Raw genomic sequence first — 18,429 nt, forward strand, 5'->3', positions numbered from 1 at the left:
GCCTATCTTTTTTTAGCACACATTGGCTCAATCCTCACCACCTCTGGGTTTCAGGCTGGTTGTCACCCCCCCAGAAGCTACAATTAGCATTAAGGCAAAAGTTAAAGAAGTGATAAAAGATAGTCGTTTCACTCTCGAACATCGCATCAACCAGTGTGGTTCGGTAGTAAGAGGGTGGAGAAATTACCATAGATTCTGCGATATGAGTCAACACAACCTGTGGTCACTGCGCTATTGGTTATGGAAATTCATTCGGAAACAAGGAAGATACAATCGTTATCAAACCAATAAGGTTATAAAAAGAGCAATTCCTGCAGTTAGTTGGTCAGCCTGCAAGTTTGTCATTGTCAAGGGAGATAAATCACCCTATGATGGCGATTTTGTTTACTGGTCAAAACGAGAGAATGCTCACTACGATGGGATAACGGCACGACTTCTCAAGAAACAGAATCACAAATGTACAGAATGTAATCTATCGTTCATTTCAGGTGATATTGCAGAATTACACCATATCGACGGCAACCATGACAATTGGAAACCTATAAATTTGGAAGTTCTACATCGTGAATGTCACCAGCATCAGACCGTTCATGGTCAGGTGAGAGTCCGAACAGCGGGTTAAACCCGACTTATTAGGTGTCAGACTAGGAGCCGGATGCAGTGAAAGCTGCACGTCCGCGTTCTGAAGGAGAGGTGTCCCGTGGTAACACAGGCATCGACTCTAATTAACTGAGAGGGGCGGGGAATAATATCCCCCCTCGACTCAACCCTTGCCCACTTATAGCAGTCTACTTGCCCACTAATACATCAACTATTATATTTCCCAGACGACTCAGCCGCCGCCGCGAGTCTATCCATCACAGCTCTACCAATCACTGCCAACTCACTAATTGGTATACATTGAATTTTTTTAAGCAGATCATTAGTATCTACGGGTTCCTGCACCGGCTTGCCTTCAAGATGAGCCATGAGCTCTTCCATCGTAAAGCCTGCTCTTATCGCAATCTGAGTCAAATTTTTCGTATCTGGAAGTACCTGCCCCTTTTCTCAATACAAGACAGAAGCAGCAGAAACTCCCAACAGCTTGCCAAAAGCAGTCAGACTCATCGAGCCGCGCGCTAATTTAACAACCTCACTCAGTTTTTTGTTAGCTTCTGCGTCAACAAAATCAGCCACGAGATAACCACAATTCCTAGTTTACTTGTGTACCAACAAATTTACCTGTCTTGCTTGACAGGAGAAGATTTAGCCGATAGTATTTTAATTTTATTGAAAATTTTAATTTTATTGAAAATTGATTTGGGAGAAATAGTAATCACCAAGAGACGCACTCAAAAAACTCACAAGCCCAGCCATACACGCCAGAGCCTTACAGCCTCCGGTTGGCTCGAACCCAAATGCTGGCAAATCTCCAAAATAGAAGCTACCGAAGCCCTGAGAATGCCCGTCAATCGCCTAGTAAAAGTCTACACCAAACAACATCAAGTAATAGTCCTTTACCTGAAAAGAAAGGAGAAAAATGCAGCTCCTTTTTCAGCTACAGACTCTTTGCCAGATAGCAACAAGAGGCGATCGCAGCAATTGCCAGTTGTCGAAACCAGCAAATCTTAGCACCCCTAGAAGTCATTGTACAATACGACCTCGAACATTTCAAATATCCAGTGGCGGCCGACGCAATTTGGGAGGCTCTACTCAACCATATCTCCCGCGTAACAAGGGGACTGAGGCTGAGCAAACAATGCGCCTAGCCCCCCATCACTCCATCAATTAGTAGAAGCAGCCAACTCAGCCAAACGTTCCTGCTGATCCTGAGAAATGCAAGTTTGAATAATCCCCTCAATATCCCCTTCCAAAACACTATTGAGCGAGAAATTCTCCCCCAAACGGTGGTCCGTAGCCCGATTGTCCTTATAGTTGTAAGTGCGAATCTTCTCCGATCGCGAACCAGTACCAACCTGAGCTAAACGCCGGGACTTCACCTCATCCTGCTGTTCCCGCAACTTCATCTCATAGAGCTTAGCCCGCAAAATCTGCATCGCCCGCTCCTTATTCTGCAACTGACTGCGCTCCTCAGTACAGAAAATCCGAATTCCCGTCGGCTTGTGAAACAAATCCGCAGCAGTTTCCACCTTGTTCACATTTTGACCGCCAGCGCCGCCCGATCGAGCCGTGCTCATCTCAATATCCTTCGGATCGATGTGAATCTCCACATCATCAACCTCCGGCATCACAGCCACCGTCGCCGTCGAAGTATGCACCCGGCCGCCAGCCTCAGTCACAGGCACCCGCTGCACCCGGTGTACTCCAGCCTCAAACTTCAGCTTGCTGTAAACGCTGTCGCCTGTAATTTCCAGAATCACCTCTTTAAAGCCGCCCATTTCCGCCAGCGACTCGCTCACCAACTTCACCTGCCAGCCTTGAGTTTGAGCGTAGCGCGAATACAGCCGCAGCAAATCTCCCGCCCAAATACTAGCCTCATCACCGCCAGTACCGGCCCGAATTTCCAGCATAATATTCTTGTCATCGTTCGGGTCGCGGGGGAGCAGCAAAACCTTCAAACGACTTTCCAAATTCTCCAGCTTCGCCTCAAGTTCCTGAACTTCCAGCGCAGCCATTTCTTGCATATCTCGATCGCCCGCAGCTTCCTTGAGAACCTGTCGCGCGCCCACCAAATCTTCCTGAGTGGTTTTCCACAGAGCAAAAGTATCGACCACTTCCTCCAAGGACGATCGAGCTTTCGCTACCCGTTGAAACTCTTGATTGTCCCTAGCCACATCCGGGTCAGCCATGCGGCGAGTCAACTCATTAAAAGTTTGCTCTACCGACTTCAATTTATCCAGCAAATAAGATTCAGCCATTGTCAGTTGTCCTTTTTCAATCGATTTTAGATTTTAGATTTTAGATTTTAGATTTTAGATTTGAAGAACAGTTGGGATAGAATCTCGATCGAACTCAACTGCCTGCATAGCAAGTCTTCAATCTAAACTCTCCAATCCGAGGGCGGATCGATTTTAGATTTTAGATTTTAGATTTTAGATTTTAGAACTCAAGAGCAGTTAGGATAGAATGTCGATCAAACTCTACGCGATCGAACTCTACTGCCTGCATAGCGAAGTCTTCAATCTAAAATCTAAAATCCGAGGGCGGTAAGTTGCCAGTAGAAAGAACTACTCTCAACAAACAGCGGACAAATGACAATCCGGCTACTTCTTCTTTTTGCCTTTACCAGCAGCCTTAGCAGCATCTGCTTTCGGATCTTCCATTTTAAGCGGTCCAGAGGAAGCATCTGCCTTCGGCATTTCTACCTCGGTCATGCCATACTTCCGCATAAAGCGCTCCACACGACCTTCAGTATCAATAATCTTCTGAGTGCCAGTATAAAAAGGATGATTTCCCGACCAGACATCAACTTGAAGCTTTGGTCTAGTTGAACCCACAGTCATTACCAGTTCCCCGTTGCAATAAACCTGAGATTCGGGATACCACTCAGGGTGAATGCCATCTTTTGCCATTGTTTTTTACTCTCTAATTTTGGAGTTTACAACCATTTTAGCTGCCGCAGGACTTCTAAACCAACAACAGCACCAATTTTGTCTTATACCTTTTGGAACCAGGAATCAGGAATCGGAAATAAACTTGAAAAAAAGGCAGATAAAATCTGAATGATTCTTGCCTTTTCTTTCTTCCTTCTTCCTTCTTCCTTTTTCCTTCTTCCCTCAATCCGTCAATCCGAACTTCCGTTACATCCGTTAAAAAATCCGTTGCCGAACTTTCATTACATCCGTTACATCCGTTACACAATCCGCTGCCGAACCTCGATTATCGCTTCGAGTATTGAGGAGCCTTGCGAGCTTTCCGCAAACCGTACTTTTTCCGTTCTTTGGCCCGCGGGTCGCGAGTCAAATAGCCCTCAGTCTTAAGAGGCTTGCGGTTGTCCGGGTCTAATTGACAAAGTGCTCTAGCGACACCCAAGCGAATCGAATCAGCCTGACCTGTCAAGCCACCGCCTTCGACTTTTACCAAAATGTCGTACTCATTTTCCAGACCCAAAGTTTCCAGAGGGGCCTTAGCAAGAGCCAAATAAGTAGGGTTGAATTGCAGGTACAAATCCCCCTCTTTACCATTGACAGTCAGTATGCCAGTGCCGGGAACCAAGCGCACCCGCGCTACGGAACGCTTGCGGCGTCCGGTACCCCAGTACACAGCGCGACCCGATGTATCTGTTGCTTGCATTACTCATTTCCTCCCGGAATCGTGTGAACAATTAATTCTTCTGGTTTTTGAGCTTGGTGCGGGTGGTTGGGGCCAGCGTACACCTTGAGTTTAGTAAACAGTTGTCTGCCGAGAGAAGTGTGAGGCAGCATTCCCCGTATAGCTTCTTCCACGATTCTTTCGGGTAAACGTGCTTGCAATTTGGCAAAAGTTTCTGTTTTCATGCCGCCCGGTCTTCCAGAATGGCGGCGGTAGATTTTCTGGGTGCGTTTTTTGCCAGTAACAGCGATTTTGTCCGCATTGATGACAATTACGAAGTCGCCGGTATCCATAGAAGGAGTGTAAGTCGGTTTGTGTTTCCCCCGGAGGTACATGGCAACTTCAGTTGCCAGACGGCCCAGCCGCTGGTCGGCGGCATCGACCACGTACCACTTGTGCTCTAGGGAGTCTTGAGTAGGGACGTAAGTTTTGTTCATTGTTTGTTGTTAGTTGTCTATTAACTGTTAACTGTTGTTAGTTGTCAGTTGTCAGTTGTCAGTTGTCAGTTTTTAATTGTTAGTTGTCCTTAGTTTTTTATTAGTAGTTACCTAATGACTAATGACTAATGACTAATGACTAATGACTAATGACTAATTTTGGCTGAGTGTCGTACCAGACATCTGGGGGAAAGGGAAATTCTGAATAGCCAACCCGCAGCAGGCACAAACCTTGAGCGGGAGCGGCATATTTTACCATTTCTCGGCGTTCGTTGACCCAGATATCTGTGAAATTGTCGATCGGCCTTTCCCCGCGACCCACCTGCACCAGCAACCCCACCAGCAGCCGCATCATCCCGTACAGAAACCCGCTCGCCTGAACCTCAATATAGATAAGAGGCCCAGAACGGTGACACTCTGCCACTTGTACGTCCACCCAGGAATGGGGGCGGGCTGAGCCCGCGCGGTGGAAAGCAGCCAGGTGATGCCGCCCGATGAGCGGTGTCAAAGCTGTCTGAATCAAAGATTCATCCACAGGGGCGTGGTAGCAGTGCCAAGCAAAAGGACGCACAAACAAATTAGGAGTCGGATCTGTATAAAGGGTGTAGCGATAGCGGCGCCAACTGGCTGAGAACCGAGCGTGCCAGGTAGGTTCCACCTTTGCCGAAGCTCGAATTAAAATATCTTTTGCCAGTCGAGAGTTGAGAACGCTTGCCCAGCGGTGAGCCGGAATTGGGCCGTGGGCATCAAAATGCGCTACTTGAGCAGCAGCGTGAACTCCCGCATCGGTTCTCCCAGCAGCGTGCAGCGTTACCGGGCGTTCCAGAACAGTCGATATTGCTGTTTCAATTTCTTCTTGTACTGTACGCTGGTTCGGCTGTCGCTGCCAACCGTGAAAGTTAGTGCCGAGGTATTGGATTACTAGAGCAACGCGCTGTATCGATTGGGGATTTTCGATTGGGGATTTTGGATTGTCAGTCATAAATCACAAATCTCCAACCCAAAATTGAATTAAACCAGTTCAACGATCGCCATTTCGGAATTGTCTCCTTGGCGGGGGACAGTTCGTACTACGCGGGTGTAGCCCCCGTTGCGCGAGCCGTACCGTTCTTGGGCTGCTTCAAACAAGGCGTGTACTAACTGTTTGTCGTAGATAAAGCCCATAGCTTGCCGGCGAGCGGCCAAGGAGCCATCTTTTGCCAGGGTAATCATTCTGTCCGCCTCTGGGCGCAGCGCTTTGGCGCGGGCGAGAGTGGTAGTAATTTTACCGTGGCGGATTAATTCGGTGGTCAGCGAGCGCAGCAGGGCGCGGCGCTGGTCAGCCGGTTTGTTGAGTTGGGGAACGCGACAGCGGTGACGCATAGCAGTTGGTAATTGGTAATTGGTAATTGGGTGCCGGGATAGTCCGCGAGTTTTGAGCGGTGATTTCTTTAACTTAAAAACTCACCTACTTAAAATTCAGAACTTTTTTACCCGTTACCCGTTGATTAACTTTTAGCTGATTTTTCCTGTGGCAAGGTAATGCCCAAGCGTTTTTGTAAAGCTTCAATCACTTCTTCGGCAGACTTCTGCCCGAAGTTCTTGATCTCGAGCAAGTCTTCTTGGGTATAATCCAATAAGTCTGCGACTGAGTTGATCTGAGCCCGCTTGAGACAGTTGTAAGCCCGGACGGACAACTGCAATTCTTCGATCGGAATTTGGCTGGTAGGATCGGCTTCACCTGGATACTCTGGTTTGAGAGAATCTTGGGTGATGTCTTTGAGAGGTGCAAATAAATCTACCAGGATGTGGGCAGATTGACTCAAAGCTTCTTGAGGCGTCACGCTGCCATCAGTCCAGATTTCCATAATCAGCCGGTCTTTCTCGACCGTGCCGCCTACCCTAGCATCTTCAACGCTGTAGTTGACTCTGCGAATCGGCATAAAGATAGCGTCAATTTGGAGAAAATCCAAAGCCGACCCATCATCGCGACTGCGGTCTACTGCTCGGTATCCGATGCCTTTTTCAATTCTGAATTCCATTTCCAGAACTGAGCCGGGCGAGAGAGTTGCAATGTACTGGGAGCGATCGATCAATTCCACCTCTGAGGGCAAATCGAATCTATCGGCCGTAACTGTGACAGGCCCCTCAATCCGCAACCTGCCGATTTGCGGCTGCTGAGAATGAGTTTTGAGGACCACCTCTTTCATGTTCAGGAGAATTTCTAGAACATCCTCACGTACCCCTTCGATCGTGGCAAACTCGTGATTGACGCCCGCGATTCGGACTGAAGTTACTGCCGTTCCTTCCAAATTTGACAGCAGAACTCGCCGAAGCGCATTCCCAACAGTTGTTCCTTGACCGCGATCGAGCGGTTCCAGGACAAATTTTCCGTACTGACTGCGGTCTTTGTCAGTGTTAGACTCTATACATTCAATTTGAAACTGCGCCACGGAGTGACCTCCCTTTTCCACTTTGGATTTTTGATTTTGGATTTTAGATTGCAGAGCATACCCCTGAACGGATTTCGGATTTTGGATGGACGGGGCAACAGTTAGAACCATTAGTTTTTGACTTTAAGCAGTTAGCCATTATCCAAAATCTAAAATCTAAAATCTCAAATCGTTTTAGACTCTACGCCGCTTGGGAGGGCGACAGCCGTTGTGAGGAATTGGGGTAACATCTCTAATCAGGGTGATTTCCAGTCCCGCCCCTTGCAGCGCCCGGATTGCAGTTTCTCTACCTGCTCCGGGCCCGCTCACCATTACTTCTATTTGGCGCATTCCTTGGTCGTTGGCTCTGCGGGCAGCACTTTCTGCTGCTGTTTGAGCGGCAAAGGGAGTTCCCTTTTTAGCTCCTTTAAAACCGCTGGAACCTGCCGATGCCCAGGATATCACTTCACCGTTGAGGTCGGTAATAGTTACAATCGTGTTGTTAAAGGTAGACTGGATGTAGCCTACCCCATTGGGTACATTCCGTTTCTGCTTTTTTGCACCAGATTTCTTGCCTGTTTGTGGTCGCGCCATATTAGTCTCTTTAACGTTTCTCTCAACTAATGTCCAGAAGCGCTAGGAGCCAGCAGCCCCCAGCGTATTTTTCCAAAAAAGATGTTACTTCTTGGAAGGTGCCTTTTTCTTGCCCGCAACTGTTCGGCGGACGCCACGACGGGTTCTGGCGTTGGTACGGGTTCGTTGTCCCCGCACCGGCAGACCCAAACGGTGACGCCGACCGCGATAAGTTCCGATGTCCATCAGGCGCTTGATGTTCATTGACTCCCAGCGCCGGAGGTCTCCTTCGATTTGGTATGTGGTTTCTACATGAGCCCGCAGAGCTGTCACGTCGGCCTCTGTTAAATCCTTGACGCGAGTGTCAGGATTGACGCCTGTTGCAGCGATAATTTTTTGGGCCCGCGACAAGCCTATTCCGTAAATGTATGTCAGACCTATTTCGACGCGCTTATCGCGTGGAAGGTCTACCCCGGCAATCCGTGCCACACTTTTTGTCTCCCTAGTTTTCCTGTTTGGCTACAATGTTCAATTAGGATGCACCTGCGTGCAGTACCCAATCTTCGTTTTTTCTAACCTTGGCGCTGTTTGTGTTTCGGGTTAGTGCATATCACCATCACTCGACCGCGACGGCGGATGACGCGACATTTCTCACAAATTTTTTTGACAGATGCTCGAACTTTCATCTTTCTTCCTGCCTGGAGAACCCCGCTCTAGCGGAGAACAGGCACGCTGGGACTGCCCGTAGAGCGGTGGGAGGAGAGGCTGGGCAAGGTGTAGACCTCTCCTCGATTAAATTGTATAAAGTGCGGGTTGTTTCATGAAGGAGCCCGCTTGCACCCACTCCCATTGCTGGGTAAAGTTCGCCGGCGCCAGAGTGTTGGCGAGCGATACTTTTACGGTGTAACAATGACTTAACCCGGTACACCGGTAGGTTGTTGACGCCCTTCTCGGCAACACTACAAACGTAGCATTATAGCATAAATTTGAAGCTTTTTACCAAATTCTCTCTAAATTAAACTTAGAATTCGTTTTTAGAAAGTTTTATCTAAGCCTATTTTTTCCGAAGGCGATAAGTAATCCTGCCTTTGGTCAAGTCATAGGGAGTCAATTCGACTTTGACGCGATCGCCAGGCAGAATTTTGATGTAGTTGCGGCGGATCTTGCCGGAAATGTGAGCCAGCACGTTAAACCCATTATCTAGGTCAACGCGAAACATCGCATTGGGCAGGGATTCCGTCACTGTCCCTTCCATTTCAATTAAATCTTGCTTAGACAATTTGGTATTTACCTCAACTCTACATTTGATTAACTAGGAGTGTCCCGGGGTTGGCCTCAAAACCTATTTACTGGTAGGAGTCAAACGGGAACGGGGGGCAATAATTAGGGCGACTCGATCGACTTGTTGACTCAACCAACCAATTGTTTTAGCTTTACTTGAGTAAAGTTGTGGCAATTAGTATCAAGTTCAATCCCGTCTCTAGCAACCCTCACAAAACCTGATAGCACAAAAAGCTCCTAGTTAACATATCTTAGCAAAAGCTTGTGAGTAACAAGCCGTATTGAGAGGGTTCAAGAGTCGATCGAGAGAGATTGTTGCAGTTCTGCGGTGACTAATTCCATTGCTCGATCGCCATCAACCGCAACTAACTGTTGACGGCCGCTGTAAAAATCAATCAAAGGCTCAGTTTGCTCGCGATAAACTTGCAACCGACGGCGGATCGTCTCCTCATTGTCATCCTGCCGGCCCCGCGACAGCAGGCGAGACACCAAAATGTCGTCAGGCACGTCGAGATTAACAGCTTTGAGACCACATTTGGGGTTCGATGTACTCCCCTCGGCACCGCTAAGCTCCTGCAGCAGTTTGTCTAAAAAAGTTGCCTGGGCAACAGTGCGGGGAAAGCCGTCGAGAATCCAGCCCGCATTCGCGTCCGGTTCATTCAAGCGTTCCTGCACGATATCCATCAGCAATTGGTCGGGAACCAACTCACCCCTGTCCATGTAAGCTTGCGCCTTTAAGCCCAAGGCAGTTTTCGCCACCACGCAGGCGCGTAGGATTTCGCCCGTAGAAATGTGGGGTATTTTCCAGAGAGCGCCTAATATCTGAGCCTGAGTTCCCTTTCCCGCCCCTGGAGGTCCCATGAAAATAAATTGCATTACGATTACTTCACCATTCCTTCATATCGCTGGGAGATGACGTAAGTTTGAATTTGCTTAGCAGTTTCGATCGCCACACCTACTAGAATCAGTAGGGAAGTTGCGCCAAAACCTCTAAAAGTTTGCACACCGATCGCGCTTTCTACAGCAGTTGGTACAATTGCCACCAGACCGAGAAAAATCGCTCCCAAGAAAGTCAAACGGTTCAAAACCTTCTCCACATAATCACTCGTTTTCTGACCCGGACGAATTCCAGGAATGCTAGCGCCCATTTTCTTCAAGTTCTGAGACATATCTACGGGGTTTACAATCAACGAAGCGTAGAAATAGCTGAAGAACAGAATCAAAGTTAGATAAAACAGCGCGTAAGCCCAAGGGGCAGGGCCGTTCGGACTCAAAACATTAGCAACTTGAACCAAAAACGGGTTATTGAGAGACTGAGCGAGGAAAGAAGGCACAATCAACACCGAAGATGCAAAAATAATCGGCATCACTCCGCCTTGATTCAAGCGCAGGGGCAGATAACTCCGGCTCTCCCGATAAACTTTGCGGCCGACTTGGCGACGGGCCGAAATAATCGGAATGCGGCGAGTACCTTCCTGAACAAAAACAATCCCGACAATAGTTACCAAAAAGACCAGCAGCAGAACGACTACGCGACCGACAACTTGCGTGTCCCCACTTTGAGCCAATTCAAAAGTTTGTCCCAAAGAGCGCGGCAATACCGACACAATATTGATAAAAATCAGCAGCGACGCTCCGTTCCCGATACCTCGTTCCGTCACCACTTCCGATATCCACATCACAAACATTGAGCCGGCTGTCAGAGCCAAAGCAGTTTGTGCTATGAATAAAGGCGATGGAGACTGAGCAAAAGGGCTGACCCAAATCGCAATGCCAATACTTTGCAGAATTGCCCAGCCCAAAGAAACGTAGCGAGTAATTTGAGAAATTTTGCGTCGCCCCGCTTCTCCTTCATTTTTCTGCAAGTCTTCTAAGCTTGGCAGAGCCGCAGTTAGAAGTTGCACAATAATTGAAGCATTAATGTAGGGCAAAATCCCCAACGCGAAAATCCCCAACGCTGACAAGCCGCCTCCTGAGAACAAGTCCAGAAAGCCAATTAAAGGGCTATTTTGGACGTTTTGGGCAAAGGCGACTCGATCAATGCCGGGGACTGGCAAGTGGACACCCAGGCGTACTAAAATCAGTAAGCCAACTGTTACGAGGATGCGGCCTCGTAAACCAGCAGCTTGAGCCATCTGCATGAACGTCTCTTGTGCAGTTGGCGCTTTCTCTCTACTAACGTCCATAGTTACGATTTTGGATTTTAGATTTGGGATTTTCGACTAAATCATTTTCTGATAGCAAGCTTGAGGATTTGAGATTTGGACAGACTCTCAAACCTCAAATCTTCACGCAACTAATTCACAACTTCCGCCTGCAGCTTCAATTTTGGTGCGAGCACCTGCGGTAAAAGCCGAGGCGCGCACTTGCAAAGGTACATTCAGTTCACCATCTCCTAAGATTTTCAGCGGCCCGTCGTCTGTGGTGACAATTTTTGCTTGGATCAAAGAGGTGAGAGTAACTTCGGTGTTTGCTGGCAGCGATGCTAATTTACTTACATTAATGGTAGTGTACTCTTTCCGGTTCACTAGAGGGAAGCTTTTCAACTTGGGGAGACGGCGGTAGAGAGGATTTTGACCTCCTTCAAAACCGGGTCTAGTGCCGCTACCGGCTCTAGATTTTTGACCGCGCATCCCTTTGCCGGAGCTCGCGCCTTGACCGGCAGAAATACCTCTGCCCAAGCGTCGGGGGCGCTTTTGGGAGCCTGCTTTGGGTCGGGCGTCTTGCAATCTCATAGTTTTAGTAATTGGTAATTGGTAATTGGTATTTAGAGAGGGGGTACGCAGTAGTTTTGAGTGCGTGAGTTTTAAGTTGCGGATTTTTTTATTTTCACCGCAAGCACTTAACACTCAAAACTTACAGTTTCCCATTCTCGCGTGCCCTAACCGTAGAGATTTTCTACTGGAATTCCGCGCTCTTGAGCAACTTCGGACAAGGTGCGGAGGGTGGAGAGGGCATTGACTGCGGCTCGGGCGTTGTTTAAGGGATTTCCAGAACCTAGCTGTTTGGCTAAGATGTTGCGGACTCCTGCTAGTTCGAGAACAGTTCGCACTGCTCCCCCTGCAATTACCCCGGTTCCCGGAGCGGCCGGCCGCATCATCACTTTAGCTCCGCCGCCGTCACCGTTGATGGGGTGAGGGATGGAGTTAGATTTGGTGAGAGGGACTTCAATTAGGTGCTTTTTGCCGTCAGCGACGCCTTTTTTAACGGCACCGATTACGTCGCTAGCTTTGCCGACTCCTACTCCAACTTGACCGCGTTCGTTGCCGATAATGACTATGGCGCGGAAGCTGAGTTTTTTACCACCTTTGACTACTTTGGTAACGCGCCGAATCTGAACAACCCGTTCTTGCCATTCGGATTCTTTTTCGCGCCCTTTGTTGTTGCTGCTGCTTTTTTTCTTGTTGCGCTGTTCTTTTTGTTCTGCCATAGTTTTGTCCTGTGGGAATTAGTAATTGGTGAAAGGCGATCGGCAAGTGGTAATTGTTTGAGTAAAAAGTAAAAATAGAAGAAATCTGGATTTTGCCTTTTAACTTTCAACTTTTGACTTTTTACTTTTTAATTACTCATTACCCGCTACCCATTACCCCCTCTAGAAGTCTAACCCCGCTTCGCGAGCTGCTTCTGCGAGGGCTTTGACACGACCGTGATAGAGGTTGCCCCCCCGATCGAATACGACTTTGACTATGCCAGCGCTGGAACAGCGTTTGGCAATCAACTGACCGACTTGCACGCTCGCGGAGCAGTTGCCGCCAGAACTGAGAGTTGACTTCAATTCGGGATCGAGGGTTGACGCGGCGGCCAAAGTGTGCTGGGCGGTGTCGTCGATTACTTGAGCGTAGATGTGCTGCTCTGAACGAAATACCGCTAGTCTGGGACGTTCGGCGGTGCCGAACACCTTGCGCCGAACACGGCGGTGTCTGCGCTGGACTGATTCTTTGCGAGTAAGCTTCATTGTTACTTCTTACCTGTTTTGCCTGTTTTACCAGCTTTGCGCCGGACGACTTCGCCGCTGTAGCGAATGCCTTTGCCTTTGTAGACTTCGGGCGGACGCACTGCGCGGATGCGGGCTGCTGTATTGCCTACGAGTTCTTTGTCAATGCCGGAGACAATGACGTTGGTGTTGCCTTCAACTGCCATTGTGATGCCTTCGGGAGGGGGCATTTCAACGGGTTTGCTGTAACCGACGTTTAAAATCAGGTTCCGTCCTTGAACCTGTGCCCGATAACCTGTGCCGATAATTTCGAGACGCCGCTGAAAACCTTGAGATACACCTTCGACCATGTTTGCGACTAGGGTGCGGCACAAGCCGTGCAGTTGTCTGGCGACGCGAGATTCGTCTCGGCGAGTAACGAGTAAAGTCTCGCCTTCAATTCCCATAAGGATTTCGGCTGGGATAACTCGGGAAAGTTCACCTTTAGGGCCTTTGACGGCTACTTTTTGACCGTCTAGGGTGACGGTGACTTTCGTGGGGATGCTAATCGGACGCTTGCCAATTCGCGACATAGTTTTTTGTCCTTTGTTTTTAGTTATTAGTCCTTGATTATTAGTGCTTAGTTATTAGTCCTTAGTGATTGATTTTTGAGTCGGTTGCCAACGACCAGTGACTAATGACTAATGACTAATGACTACCAAACATAACAAAGCACTTCACCGCCCAAACCTTGGCGTCGAGCTTCTCTATCCGTCATAATGCCGCTGGAGGTGGAAATAATGGCTATGCCAATTCCGCCTAACACTCTGGGCAATTCTTTACGGTTCGAGTAAACGCGCAGTCCTGGTTTGCTGACTCGCTTAAGTGCCGTGATAATGGGCTTGCGAGTTTTACCTTTGTACTTTAGAGAAAGCACTAAATGTCGCTTGACCCCTTCTGCTTCTGCTTCTTCAAATTCGCCGATGAAGCCTTCACTTTTGAGGACTTGGGCGATGCTGCGGGTCATTTTTGTAGCTGGAATTTGCGTTGTTTGGTGGCGCGCCATGCAAGAATTGCGAATGCGCGTCAACATATCTGCTATGGTATCGTTAGCTGCCATCTTTTGCTTCTTACTCTAGTGCTTAGTTGTCCCGGAACGGCATTCCCATTTCTTTAAGCAAGGCGCGTCCTTCTTCGTCGGTGTTTGCTGTGGTGATAATTGAAATGTCCATGCCTCGAATTTGATCGATGCGGTCATATTCTATTTCTGGAAAAATTAGCTGTTCTCTCAGACCCAAGCTGTAGTTGCCGCGCCCGTCGAAGCTTTTGGGGCTGATGCCGCGGAAGTCGCGGATTCGGGGGAGTGCGAGGTTGATCAGCCGATCGAGAAAATCGTACATCCGATCGCCGCGCAGCGTCACCATAACGCCGACGGGTACTCCTTTGCGGATTTTGAAGCCTGCAATCGCTTTTTTTGCCCGCGTCACCACTGGTTTTTGACCGGTGATGATGCCAATTTCGTTGATCGACGAATCGAGTGCCTTAGCGTTTTGAGATGCTTCTCCCAAACCGCGGTTCACTGTGACTTTGACGAGTTTGGGAACCTGATGGATATTAGTATATTTAAACTGATCCATCAGTGTGGGAACGATTTTTCCTTGATAAAGAACTTTGAGTTTGTCCGGCATAGTTTTTGTGTTTCGTTAACTGTCCCTGGGCTTGGTCAGGGAATTTGTCGATTGTCCGTCCCACCGATGTTAGCTGTTAGTTATGAGTTGAAAAGTCACTTGTCAGAAGGCGGACTAATGACCGATGACTGATAACAAATCACTATTGATCGATGATTTCTCCAGTTTTTTTGAGCTGTCGCAGTTTCCGACCGTCTTCGCTAAATGTATAGCAAACGCGGCTAGCTATTTTTTCTTTTTCGGAATAGTGCATGACATTTGAGCTGTGAATGGGAGCCTCAAATGTGAGTATTTTCCCGGACTCTCCCTCTTGCTGGGGCTTGACGTGCTTTGTTCTGATGTTTACACCTTTAACAATTACTTTGCTGACTTTAGGATATGTCTTTAAGATTTCTCCGACTTTTCCTTTCTCTTTGCCAGTAATTATTTGCACGGTGTCGCCCGCTTTGACGTGCATTCTGTAGCGCTGCGGCTCGCTAGTTGGTTTACCCTTTTTTCCGTACATTTTAAAGTACCTCCGGGGCTAAGGAAACGATTTTAGTAAAGTTTTTGTCGCGCAATTCGCGGGCAACGGGGCCGAAGACGCGAGTGCCTTTGGGGTTGCCGTCTACGTTGATAATAACGGCGGCGTTATCGTCAAAACGAATGCTCATGCCACTGTCGCGACGCAGACCTTTGCGGGTTCTGACAATGACAGCCCGAACAACATCTGATTTTTTGACGGCCATATTGGGGATGGCGTCTTTGACGACGGCAATGATGACATCGCCGACTCCGCCGTAGCGACGGTTGCCGCCTCCCAATACGCGGATGCACATCAGTTTGCGGGCTCCGCTATTGTCGGCGACATTGAGGTATGTCTGGGGTTGAATCATGGTGATTGTTGACTGTTAACTGTTGACTGTTAACTGTTGACTGTTAACTGTTGACTGTTGACGACTAATTGATTAATCAAGTACCGATCGGGCGAGCGCGAGATCGCAATTAACTGTTAGCCGTTTTTTGTCCCGAAAATCTCAGCAACCGTCCAACGTTTGGTTTTGCTCAGTGGGCGAGTTTCAGTGATGCGGACGCGATCGCCAGATTTACACTGATTTTCTTCGTCATGAGCTTTGTAGCGCTTGGTGCGGACTACGATTTTGCCGTATTTGGTGTGAGAGGAGCGGTTTTCGATTGCTACCACGACGGTTTTATCCATCTTGTCGCTGACTACTACGCCAACTCGTTCTTTAATTGCCATACCTACCTATTTTTGTTGTGCAATTGACTTGTTTTTAGCTACTGTGCGATCCGAGGCTAGGTTGCTGCTCACTCTTGGCTGACTTCTGGGCTGGGAGCCGAACCTGCGGCTTCTTGAGCTACGGCTGATTTTTCTGCCGCTTCTTTCTCAGCAACGATTTGGCGCTCGCGTTCAACTGTCATCAATTGAGCTAGCCGGTGTTTGGCGTGCTTGAACAGGTGAGGCTTTTCCATGCGGCCGGTAGCTTGCTGGAGCCGCAATTCCATTAGTTGGCGCTTGACGGCTAAAATTTGCTCTGCTACTGCAGCATCGCTTAATTCTCTAGCTTCTTTAATCTTGGTCAAAGACATAATTGTGTGCTTTCTCGTTAGCGAGCGGTATGACAGAAGACATAATTGTCTCTTAGGCTGAAGGTCGAAGGAAAGAAAAGTTATGAAAGCCAGATTTTAAAATGCTGTAGCCGTTTAAAATGCTGATTAATACAGACCTAATTCTACCTTCGCTCTTCGCTATGACTGGCCTTCTTCGCGAGTGATGAACTTGGTTTTAATTGGTAGTTTGAAAGATGCCAAACGCATTGCTTCGCGGGCAGTTTCTTCAGTTACGCCGCCAATTTCAAACATTACCCGGCCCGGTTTGACCACGGCCACCCAAAACTCTGGTGAGCCTTTACCAGAACCCATCCGGGTTTCTGCTGCGCGCTCGGTGACTGGTTTGTCGGGAAAAATGCGAATCCAAATTTTGCCACCCCGGCGGATATAGCGGGTCATGGCGCGGCGTCCGGCTTCTATTTGGCGGGAAGTAATCCAGGCGGGTTCGACGGCTTGGAGCGCGAAGTCGCCAAAGCTAACTGTATTGCCGCGGGTGGCAATACCGCTCATTCGCCCGCGCTGTTGTTTGCGGAATTTCGTTCTTTTAGGGCTTAACATGGCTTTGGGAGTTGGGTAATTGGTAATTGGTAATTGGTAATTGGTGATTGCTAATTGCTAATTGGTTTGGAACAACTCACACTTAACAAATGACAACTAACAGTTAACAATTAGCTAGCCTTCGTTCGATCGATCTTCAAAGTTCTGGCGGCGGCGCTTTTGTTTGGTGCGGGGCACTGCTGCATTTGGTGCAGCCTCTTGTTCCTGTCCGGGAATAATTTCGCCTTTGAAAACCCAAACTTTAATGCCCAGAATACCGTAGATGGTTTGAGCAGTGCAGTAGGAGTAGTCGATGTCTGCCCGCAGCGTGTGCAAGGGGACTCTTCCTTCCCGGGTCCATTCCGTACGGGCAATTTCTGCACCGTTGAGGCGTCCGCTGACTTGAATTTTGATGCCTTGGATGCCGACTTTTTGGGCGCGGGTGATCGCTTGGCGGACGACTCGGCGGAAAGATACGCGCCGTTCTAGTTGCTGAGCGATGTATTCCGCGATCAGTGTGGCATCGGCGTCTACTCGCTGGACTTCGACGACGTTAATGCGGATTTGGCGGTTGCTACCCAGTTGCTGCTGCAAACCGACGCGCAAAGTTTCGATCCCTGCTCCGCCGCGGCCTACGACAACGCCTGGTCTGGCGGTGAACACTTCTAGGTCGATTTGATCGGCTTTCCGCTCAATTTTGACCGATGAAATGCCAGCATTGCTGAGGGTTTTACGAACGTACTTGCGAATTTTATAGTCTTCTTGCAAGAGTTCTGGATAGTTTTTGGGATCGGCAAACCAGCGAGAGCGGTGCTCTTGGGTAATGCCGAGGCGAAAACCAATTGGATGTATTTTTTGGCCCATAATAGTTGATGAGTTAATTGGTAATTGGTAATTGGTAATTGGTAATTGGTAATTGGTGATTACCGATTTTTTCAACTTTAAGCTGTTTATTACCTATTACGTTTTTCCCTGGTTTAGTTTTCTACGAGCGGAGCTACTACTACGGTAATGTGACAGGTTGGCTTGCGGATTTGGTAGGCGCGACCTTGAGCGCGGGGTCTAAAGCGTTTGAGGACTGGGCCTTGGTCTGCGTAAGCTTGAGAAACTACCAGCTTGGATTTATCCAATCCTGCGTTGTGTTCGGCGTTGGCTACTGCCGATCGCAAAACTTTGACGATTGGTTCGCAGGCGCGGTAGGGCATGAATTCGAGTAAAATCAGCGCTTCTTGGTAGCTTTTGCCGCGAATTTGGTCGAGGACTCGGCGCACTTTGAAGGGGGATGTCCGGATGTAACGGGCGATCGCCTTAATTTCGGATGTGGTATCTATAACCATTTCGATTTGGGTAATTGGTAATTGGTAATTGGGAAAAAGGTAATTGGTAATTGGGAAAAAGTTTGTCCGATTACCTATTACCTGTCACCTAATTCGGCTATCTTTTTGCCTTTTTATCACCACTTTTCGCGTGACCTCTAAAGGTGCGAGTGGGGGAAAATTCTCCGAGTTTGTGACCTACCATTTGGTCGGTGAGGTAGACGGGTACGTGCTGTCTGCCGTTGTGAACGGCGATCGTGTGACCTACCATTTGAGGCAGGATTGTGGAAGATCGCGACCAAGTTTTAATTACTTGTTTTTGGCCGGCGGCGTTGAGTTTTTCGATTTTTGTCATCAGAGCATCTGCGACAAAGGGGCCTTTTTTTAGCGATCGAGACATGATTTTTTTAG

Annotated in this window: 31 protein-coding genes; 2 read left to right on the top strand and 29 right to left on the bottom strand. The window is 48.4% G+C overall.

Features of this window, described 5'->3' with window-relative positions; translation table 11 throughout:
- Positions 1 to 22 precede the first annotated feature (22 nt).
- Positions 23 to 622, top strand: a complete 600-nt coding sequence (locus QUA57_RS28620; RefSeq protein WP_333059818.1) for a group II intron maturase-specific domain-containing protein — start codon at positions 23 to 25, stop codon at positions 620 to 622.
- A gap of 185 nt (positions 623 to 807) precedes the next feature.
- Here QUA57_RS28620 and QUA57_RS04375 read toward each other — a convergent pair whose 3' ends face one another.
- A complete protein-coding gene (locus tag QUA57_RS04375) occupies positions 808 to 969 on the bottom strand; it encodes a hypothetical protein (RefSeq protein WP_333183910.1) in 162 nt (53 codons plus the stop codon).
- Positions 970 to 1,047: 78 nt separating this feature from the next.
- The gene (locus tag QUA57_RS04380) at positions 1,048 to 1,176 is read right to left on the bottom strand and encodes a hypothetical protein (RefSeq protein ID WP_333059815.1); all 129 of its coding nucleotides are present in this window, start codon (positions 1,174 to 1,176) and stop codon (positions 1,048 to 1,050) included.
- 27 nt (positions 1,177 to 1,203) lie between these two features.
- Between QUA57_RS04380 and QUA57_RS04385 the strand changes: the two genes are divergently transcribed.
- Positions 1,204 to 1,611, top strand: a complete 408-nt coding sequence (locus QUA57_RS04385; protein WP_333059814.1) for a hypothetical protein — start codon at positions 1,204 to 1,206, stop codon at positions 1,609 to 1,611.
- A 152-nt stretch (positions 1,612 to 1,763) separates the two neighbouring features.
- Here the strand turns inward: QUA57_RS04385 and prfA are convergent, their stop codons facing one another.
- From prfA to rpsS, 27 genes are all read right to left on the bottom strand, one after another.
- A complete protein-coding gene (prfA, locus tag QUA57_RS04390; RefSeq protein WP_333059813.1) occupies positions 1,764 to 2,858 on the bottom strand; it encodes a peptide chain release factor 1 in 1,095 nt (364 codons plus the stop codon).
- 345 nt (positions 2,859 to 3,203) lie between these two features.
- Positions 3,204 to 3,512, bottom strand: a complete 309-nt coding sequence (gene rpmE / locus QUA57_RS04395) for a 50S ribosomal protein L31 (RefSeq protein ID WP_333059812.1) — start codon at positions 3,510 to 3,512, stop codon at positions 3,204 to 3,206.
- 307 nt (positions 3,513 to 3,819) lie between these two features.
- Positions 3,820 to 4,233 carry a 30S ribosomal protein S9 gene (gene rpsI / locus QUA57_RS04400; protein WP_006634975.1) on the bottom strand — a complete coding sequence of 138 codons (414 nt, stop codon included), beginning with the start codon at positions 4,231 to 4,233 and terminating at the stop codon, positions 3,820 to 3,822.
- The gene (gene rplM / locus QUA57_RS04405; RefSeq protein WP_015178725.1) at positions 4,233 to 4,688 is read right to left on the bottom strand and encodes a 50S ribosomal protein L13; all 456 of its coding nucleotides are present in this window, start codon (positions 4,686 to 4,688) and stop codon (positions 4,233 to 4,235) included. Before rplM ends, rpsI begins: the two co-directional genes overlap by 1 nt.
- A gap of 139 nt (positions 4,689 to 4,827) precedes the next feature.
- A complete protein-coding gene (gene truA, locus QUA57_RS04410) occupies positions 4,828 to 5,670 on the bottom strand; it encodes a tRNA pseudouridine(38-40) synthase TruA (RefSeq protein ID WP_333059811.1) in 843 nt (280 codons plus the stop codon).
- A gap of 29 nt (positions 5,671 to 5,699) precedes the next feature.
- Entirely contained in the window at positions 5,700 to 6,050 is a 351-nt protein-coding gene (rplQ, locus tag QUA57_RS04415) for a 50S ribosomal protein L17 (protein ID WP_190657966.1), read from the bottom strand.
- Between the two features lie 125 nt (positions 6,051 to 6,175).
- Positions 6,176 to 7,120: a DNA-directed RNA polymerase subunit alpha gene (locus QUA57_RS04420; protein WP_332958426.1), complete on the bottom strand. Its 945-nt coding sequence runs from the start codon at positions 7,118 to 7,120 to the stop codon at positions 6,176 to 6,178.
- Positions 7,121 to 7,294: 174 nt separating this feature from the next.
- Positions 7,295 to 7,693 carry a 30S ribosomal protein S11 gene (rpsK, locus tag QUA57_RS04425; protein ID WP_332978136.1) on the bottom strand — a complete coding sequence of 133 codons (399 nt, stop codon included), beginning with the start codon at positions 7,691 to 7,693 and terminating at the stop codon, positions 7,295 to 7,297.
- A gap of 84 nt (positions 7,694 to 7,777) precedes the next feature.
- Positions 7,778 to 8,161 carry a 30S ribosomal protein S13 gene (rpsM, locus tag QUA57_RS04430; protein WP_006634981.1) on the bottom strand — a complete coding sequence of 128 codons (384 nt, stop codon included), beginning with the start codon at positions 8,159 to 8,161 and terminating at the stop codon, positions 7,778 to 7,780.
- Between the two features lie 83 nt (positions 8,162 to 8,244).
- Entirely contained in the window at positions 8,245 to 8,358 is a 114-nt protein-coding gene (rpmJ, locus tag QUA57_RS04435; RefSeq protein WP_015178722.1) for a 50S ribosomal protein L36, read from the bottom strand.
- A gap of 368 nt (positions 8,359 to 8,726) precedes the next feature.
- Positions 8,727 to 8,951, bottom strand: a complete 225-nt coding sequence (infA, locus tag QUA57_RS04440) for a translation initiation factor IF-1 (RefSeq protein ID WP_006276978.1) — start codon at positions 8,949 to 8,951, stop codon at positions 8,727 to 8,729.
- 293 nt (positions 8,952 to 9,244) lie between these two features.
- Positions 9,245 to 9,829 (bottom strand): adenylate kinase, encoded by a 585-nt coding sequence (locus tag QUA57_RS04445; RefSeq protein ID WP_333059810.1) that lies wholly within the window; start codon positions 9,827 to 9,829, stop codon positions 9,245 to 9,247.
- Between the two features lie 5 nt (positions 9,830 to 9,834).
- Complete coding sequence (gene secY, locus QUA57_RS04450; RefSeq protein WP_333039629.1) at positions 9,835 to 11,139, bottom strand: preprotein translocase subunit SecY; 1,305 nt, start codon at positions 11,137 to 11,139, stop codon at positions 9,835 to 9,837.
- A 102-nt stretch (positions 11,140 to 11,241) separates the two neighbouring features.
- Positions 11,242 to 11,688, bottom strand: coding sequence for a 50S ribosomal protein L15 (rplO, locus tag QUA57_RS04455; protein WP_006634984.1), 447 nt, complete (start codon positions 11,686 to 11,688; stop codon positions 11,242 to 11,244).
- Between the two features lie 146 nt (positions 11,689 to 11,834).
- Positions 11,835 to 12,383, bottom strand: coding sequence for a 30S ribosomal protein S5 (gene rpsE / locus QUA57_RS04460; protein WP_190745441.1), 549 nt, complete (start codon positions 12,381 to 12,383; stop codon positions 11,835 to 11,837).
- A gap of 162 nt (positions 12,384 to 12,545) precedes the next feature.
- Complete coding sequence (gene rplR, locus QUA57_RS04465; protein ID WP_333039624.1) at positions 12,546 to 12,908, bottom strand: 50S ribosomal protein L18; 363 nt, start codon at positions 12,906 to 12,908, stop codon at positions 12,546 to 12,548.
- Positions 12,909 to 12,910: 2 nt separating this feature from the next.
- Positions 12,911 to 13,459 (bottom strand): 50S ribosomal protein L6, encoded by a 549-nt coding sequence (gene rplF / locus QUA57_RS04470; protein ID WP_333039622.1) that lies wholly within the window; start codon positions 13,457 to 13,459, stop codon positions 12,911 to 12,913.
- Positions 13,460 to 13,581: 122 nt separating this feature from the next.
- The gene (gene rpsH, locus QUA57_RS04475; RefSeq protein WP_190657976.1) at positions 13,582 to 13,986 is read right to left on the bottom strand and encodes a 30S ribosomal protein S8; all 405 of its coding nucleotides are present in this window, start codon (positions 13,984 to 13,986) and stop codon (positions 13,582 to 13,584) included.
- A 22-nt stretch (positions 13,987 to 14,008) separates the two neighbouring features.
- Complete coding sequence (gene rplE, locus QUA57_RS04480) at positions 14,009 to 14,554, bottom strand: 50S ribosomal protein L5 (RefSeq protein ID WP_006634989.1); 546 nt, start codon at positions 14,552 to 14,554, stop codon at positions 14,009 to 14,011.
- A 142-nt stretch (positions 14,555 to 14,696) separates the two neighbouring features.
- Positions 14,697 to 15,059 (bottom strand): 50S ribosomal protein L24, encoded by a 363-nt coding sequence (gene rplX, locus QUA57_RS04485; protein ID WP_242719707.1) that lies wholly within the window; start codon positions 15,057 to 15,059, stop codon positions 14,697 to 14,699.
- A gap of 1 nt (position 15,060) precedes the next feature.
- Positions 15,061 to 15,429 carry a 50S ribosomal protein L14 gene (gene rplN, locus QUA57_RS04490; protein WP_006634991.1) on the bottom strand — a complete coding sequence of 123 codons (369 nt, stop codon included), beginning with the start codon at positions 15,427 to 15,429 and terminating at the stop codon, positions 15,061 to 15,063.
- Positions 15,430 to 15,545: 116 nt separating this feature from the next.
- Complete coding sequence (gene rpsQ, locus QUA57_RS04495; protein ID WP_006634992.1) at positions 15,546 to 15,794, bottom strand: 30S ribosomal protein S17; 249 nt, start codon at positions 15,792 to 15,794, stop codon at positions 15,546 to 15,548.
- Positions 15,795 to 15,862: 68 nt separating this feature from the next.
- On the bottom strand, positions 15,863 to 16,144 hold the full coding sequence (gene rpmC / locus QUA57_RS04500; RefSeq protein WP_333059809.1) for a 50S ribosomal protein L29: 282 nt from the start codon (positions 16,142 to 16,144) through the stop codon (positions 15,863 to 15,865).
- 159 nt (positions 16,145 to 16,303) lie between these two features.
- A complete protein-coding gene (gene rplP, locus QUA57_RS04505; protein ID WP_333059807.1) occupies positions 16,304 to 16,723 on the bottom strand; it encodes a 50S ribosomal protein L16 in 420 nt (139 codons plus the stop codon).
- Positions 16,724 to 16,837: 114 nt separating this feature from the next.
- Positions 16,838 to 17,566 (bottom strand): 30S ribosomal protein S3, encoded by a 729-nt coding sequence (rpsC, locus tag QUA57_RS04510; RefSeq protein WP_006634995.1) that lies wholly within the window; start codon positions 17,564 to 17,566, stop codon positions 16,838 to 16,840.
- Between the two features lie 113 nt (positions 17,567 to 17,679).
- Entirely contained in the window at positions 17,680 to 18,039 is a 360-nt protein-coding gene (gene rplV, locus QUA57_RS04515) for a 50S ribosomal protein L22 (RefSeq protein ID WP_006634996.1), read from the bottom strand.
- A 97-nt stretch (positions 18,040 to 18,136) separates the two neighbouring features.
- Positions 18,137 to 18,418 carry a 30S ribosomal protein S19 gene (gene rpsS / locus QUA57_RS04520; RefSeq protein WP_006634997.1) on the bottom strand — a complete coding sequence of 94 codons (282 nt, stop codon included), beginning with the start codon at positions 18,416 to 18,418 and terminating at the stop codon, positions 18,137 to 18,139.
- Positions 18,419 to 18,429 lie beyond the last annotated feature (11 nt).

Origin of the sequence: Microcoleus sp. Pol7_B2, from assembly GCF_036701035.1 — a bacterium.
Lineage (GTDB): Bacteria > Cyanobacteriota > Cyanobacteriia > Cyanobacteriales > Microcoleaceae > Microcoleus.

Coding starts and splice junctions, on each gene's coding strand:
- QUA57_RS04375 (WP_333183910.1), bottom strand. CDS start 969: ATGGCTCATCTTGAAGGCAAGCCGGTGCAGGAACCCGTAGATACTAAT.
- prfA (WP_333059813.1), bottom strand. CDS start 2,858: ATGGCTGAATCTTATTTGCTGGATAAATTGAAGTCGGTAGAGCAAACT.
- rpmE (WP_333059812.1), bottom strand. CDS start 3,512: ATGGCAAAAGATGGCATTCACCCTGAGTGGTATCCCGAATCTCAGGTT.
- rpsI (WP_006634975.1), bottom strand. CDS start 4,233: ATGCAAGCAACAGATACATCGGGTCGCGCTGTGTACTGGGGTACCGGA.
- rplM (WP_015178725.1), bottom strand. CDS start 4,688: ATGAACAAAACTTACGTCCCTACTCAAGACTCCCTAGAGCACAAGTGG.
- truA (WP_333059811.1), bottom strand. CDS start 5,670: ATGACTGACAATCCAAAATCCCCAATCGAAAATCCCCAATCGATACAG.
- rplQ (WP_190657966.1), bottom strand. CDS start 6,050: ATGCGTCACCGCTGTCGCGTTCCCCAACTCAACAAACCGGCTGACCAG.
- rpsK (WP_332978136.1), bottom strand. CDS start 7,693: ATGGCGCGACCACAAACAGGCAAGAAATCTGGTGCAAAAAAGCAGAAA.
- rpmJ (WP_015178722.1), bottom strand. CDS start 8,358: ATGAAAGTTCGAGCATCTGTCAAAAAAATTTGTGAGAAATGTCGCGTC.
- QUA57_RS04445 (WP_333059810.1), bottom strand. CDS start 9,829: ATGCAATTTATTTTCATGGGACCTCCAGGGGCGGGAAAGGGAACTCAG.
- secY (WP_333039629.1), bottom strand. CDS start 11,139: ATGGACGTTAGTAGAGAGAAAGCGCCAACTGCACAAGAGACGTTCATG.
- rplO (WP_006634984.1), bottom strand. CDS start 11,688: ATGAGATTGCAAGACGCCCGACCCAAAGCAGGCTCCCAAAAGCGCCCC.
- rpsE (WP_190745441.1), bottom strand. CDS start 12,383: ATGGCAGAACAAAAAGAACAGCGCAACAAGAAAAAAAGCAGCAGCAAC.
- rplR (WP_333039624.1), bottom strand. CDS start 12,908: ATGAAGCTTACTCGCAAAGAATCAGTCCAGCGCAGACACCGCCGTGTT.
- rplF (WP_333039622.1), bottom strand. CDS start 13,459: ATGTCGCGAATTGGCAAGCGTCCGATTAGCATCCCCACGAAAGTCACC.
- rpsH (WP_190657976.1), bottom strand. CDS start 13,986: ATGGCAGCTAACGATACCATAGCAGATATGTTGACGCGCATTCGCAAT.
- rplE (WP_006634989.1), bottom strand. CDS start 14,554: ATGCCGGACAAACTCAAAGTTCTTTATCAAGGAAAAATCGTTCCCACA.
- rplX (WP_242719707.1), bottom strand. CDS start 15,059: ATGTACGGAAAAAAGGGTAAACCAACTAGCGAGCCGCAGCGCTACAGA.
- rplN (WP_006634991.1), bottom strand. CDS start 15,429: ATGATTCAACCCCAGACATACCTCAATGTCGCCGACAATAGCGGAGCC.
- rpsQ (WP_006634992.1), bottom strand. CDS start 15,794: ATGGCAATTAAAGAACGAGTTGGCGTAGTAGTCAGCGACAAGATGGAT.
- rpmC (WP_333059809.1), bottom strand. CDS start 16,144: ATGTCTTTGACCAAGATTAAAGAAGCTAGAGAATTAAGCGATGCTGCA.
- rplP (WP_333059807.1), bottom strand. CDS start 16,723: ATGTTAAGCCCTAAAAGAACGAAATTCCGCAAACAACAGCGCGGGCGA.
- rpsC (WP_006634995.1), bottom strand. CDS start 17,566: ATGGGCCAAAAAATACATCCAATTGGTTTTCGCCTCGGCATTACCCAA.
- rplV (WP_006634996.1), bottom strand. CDS start 18,039: ATGGTTATAGATACCACATCCGAAATTAAGGCGATCGCCCGTTACATC.
- rpsS (WP_006634997.1), bottom strand. CDS start 18,418: ATGTCTCGATCGCTAAAAAAAGGCCCCTTTGTCGCAGATGCTCTGATG.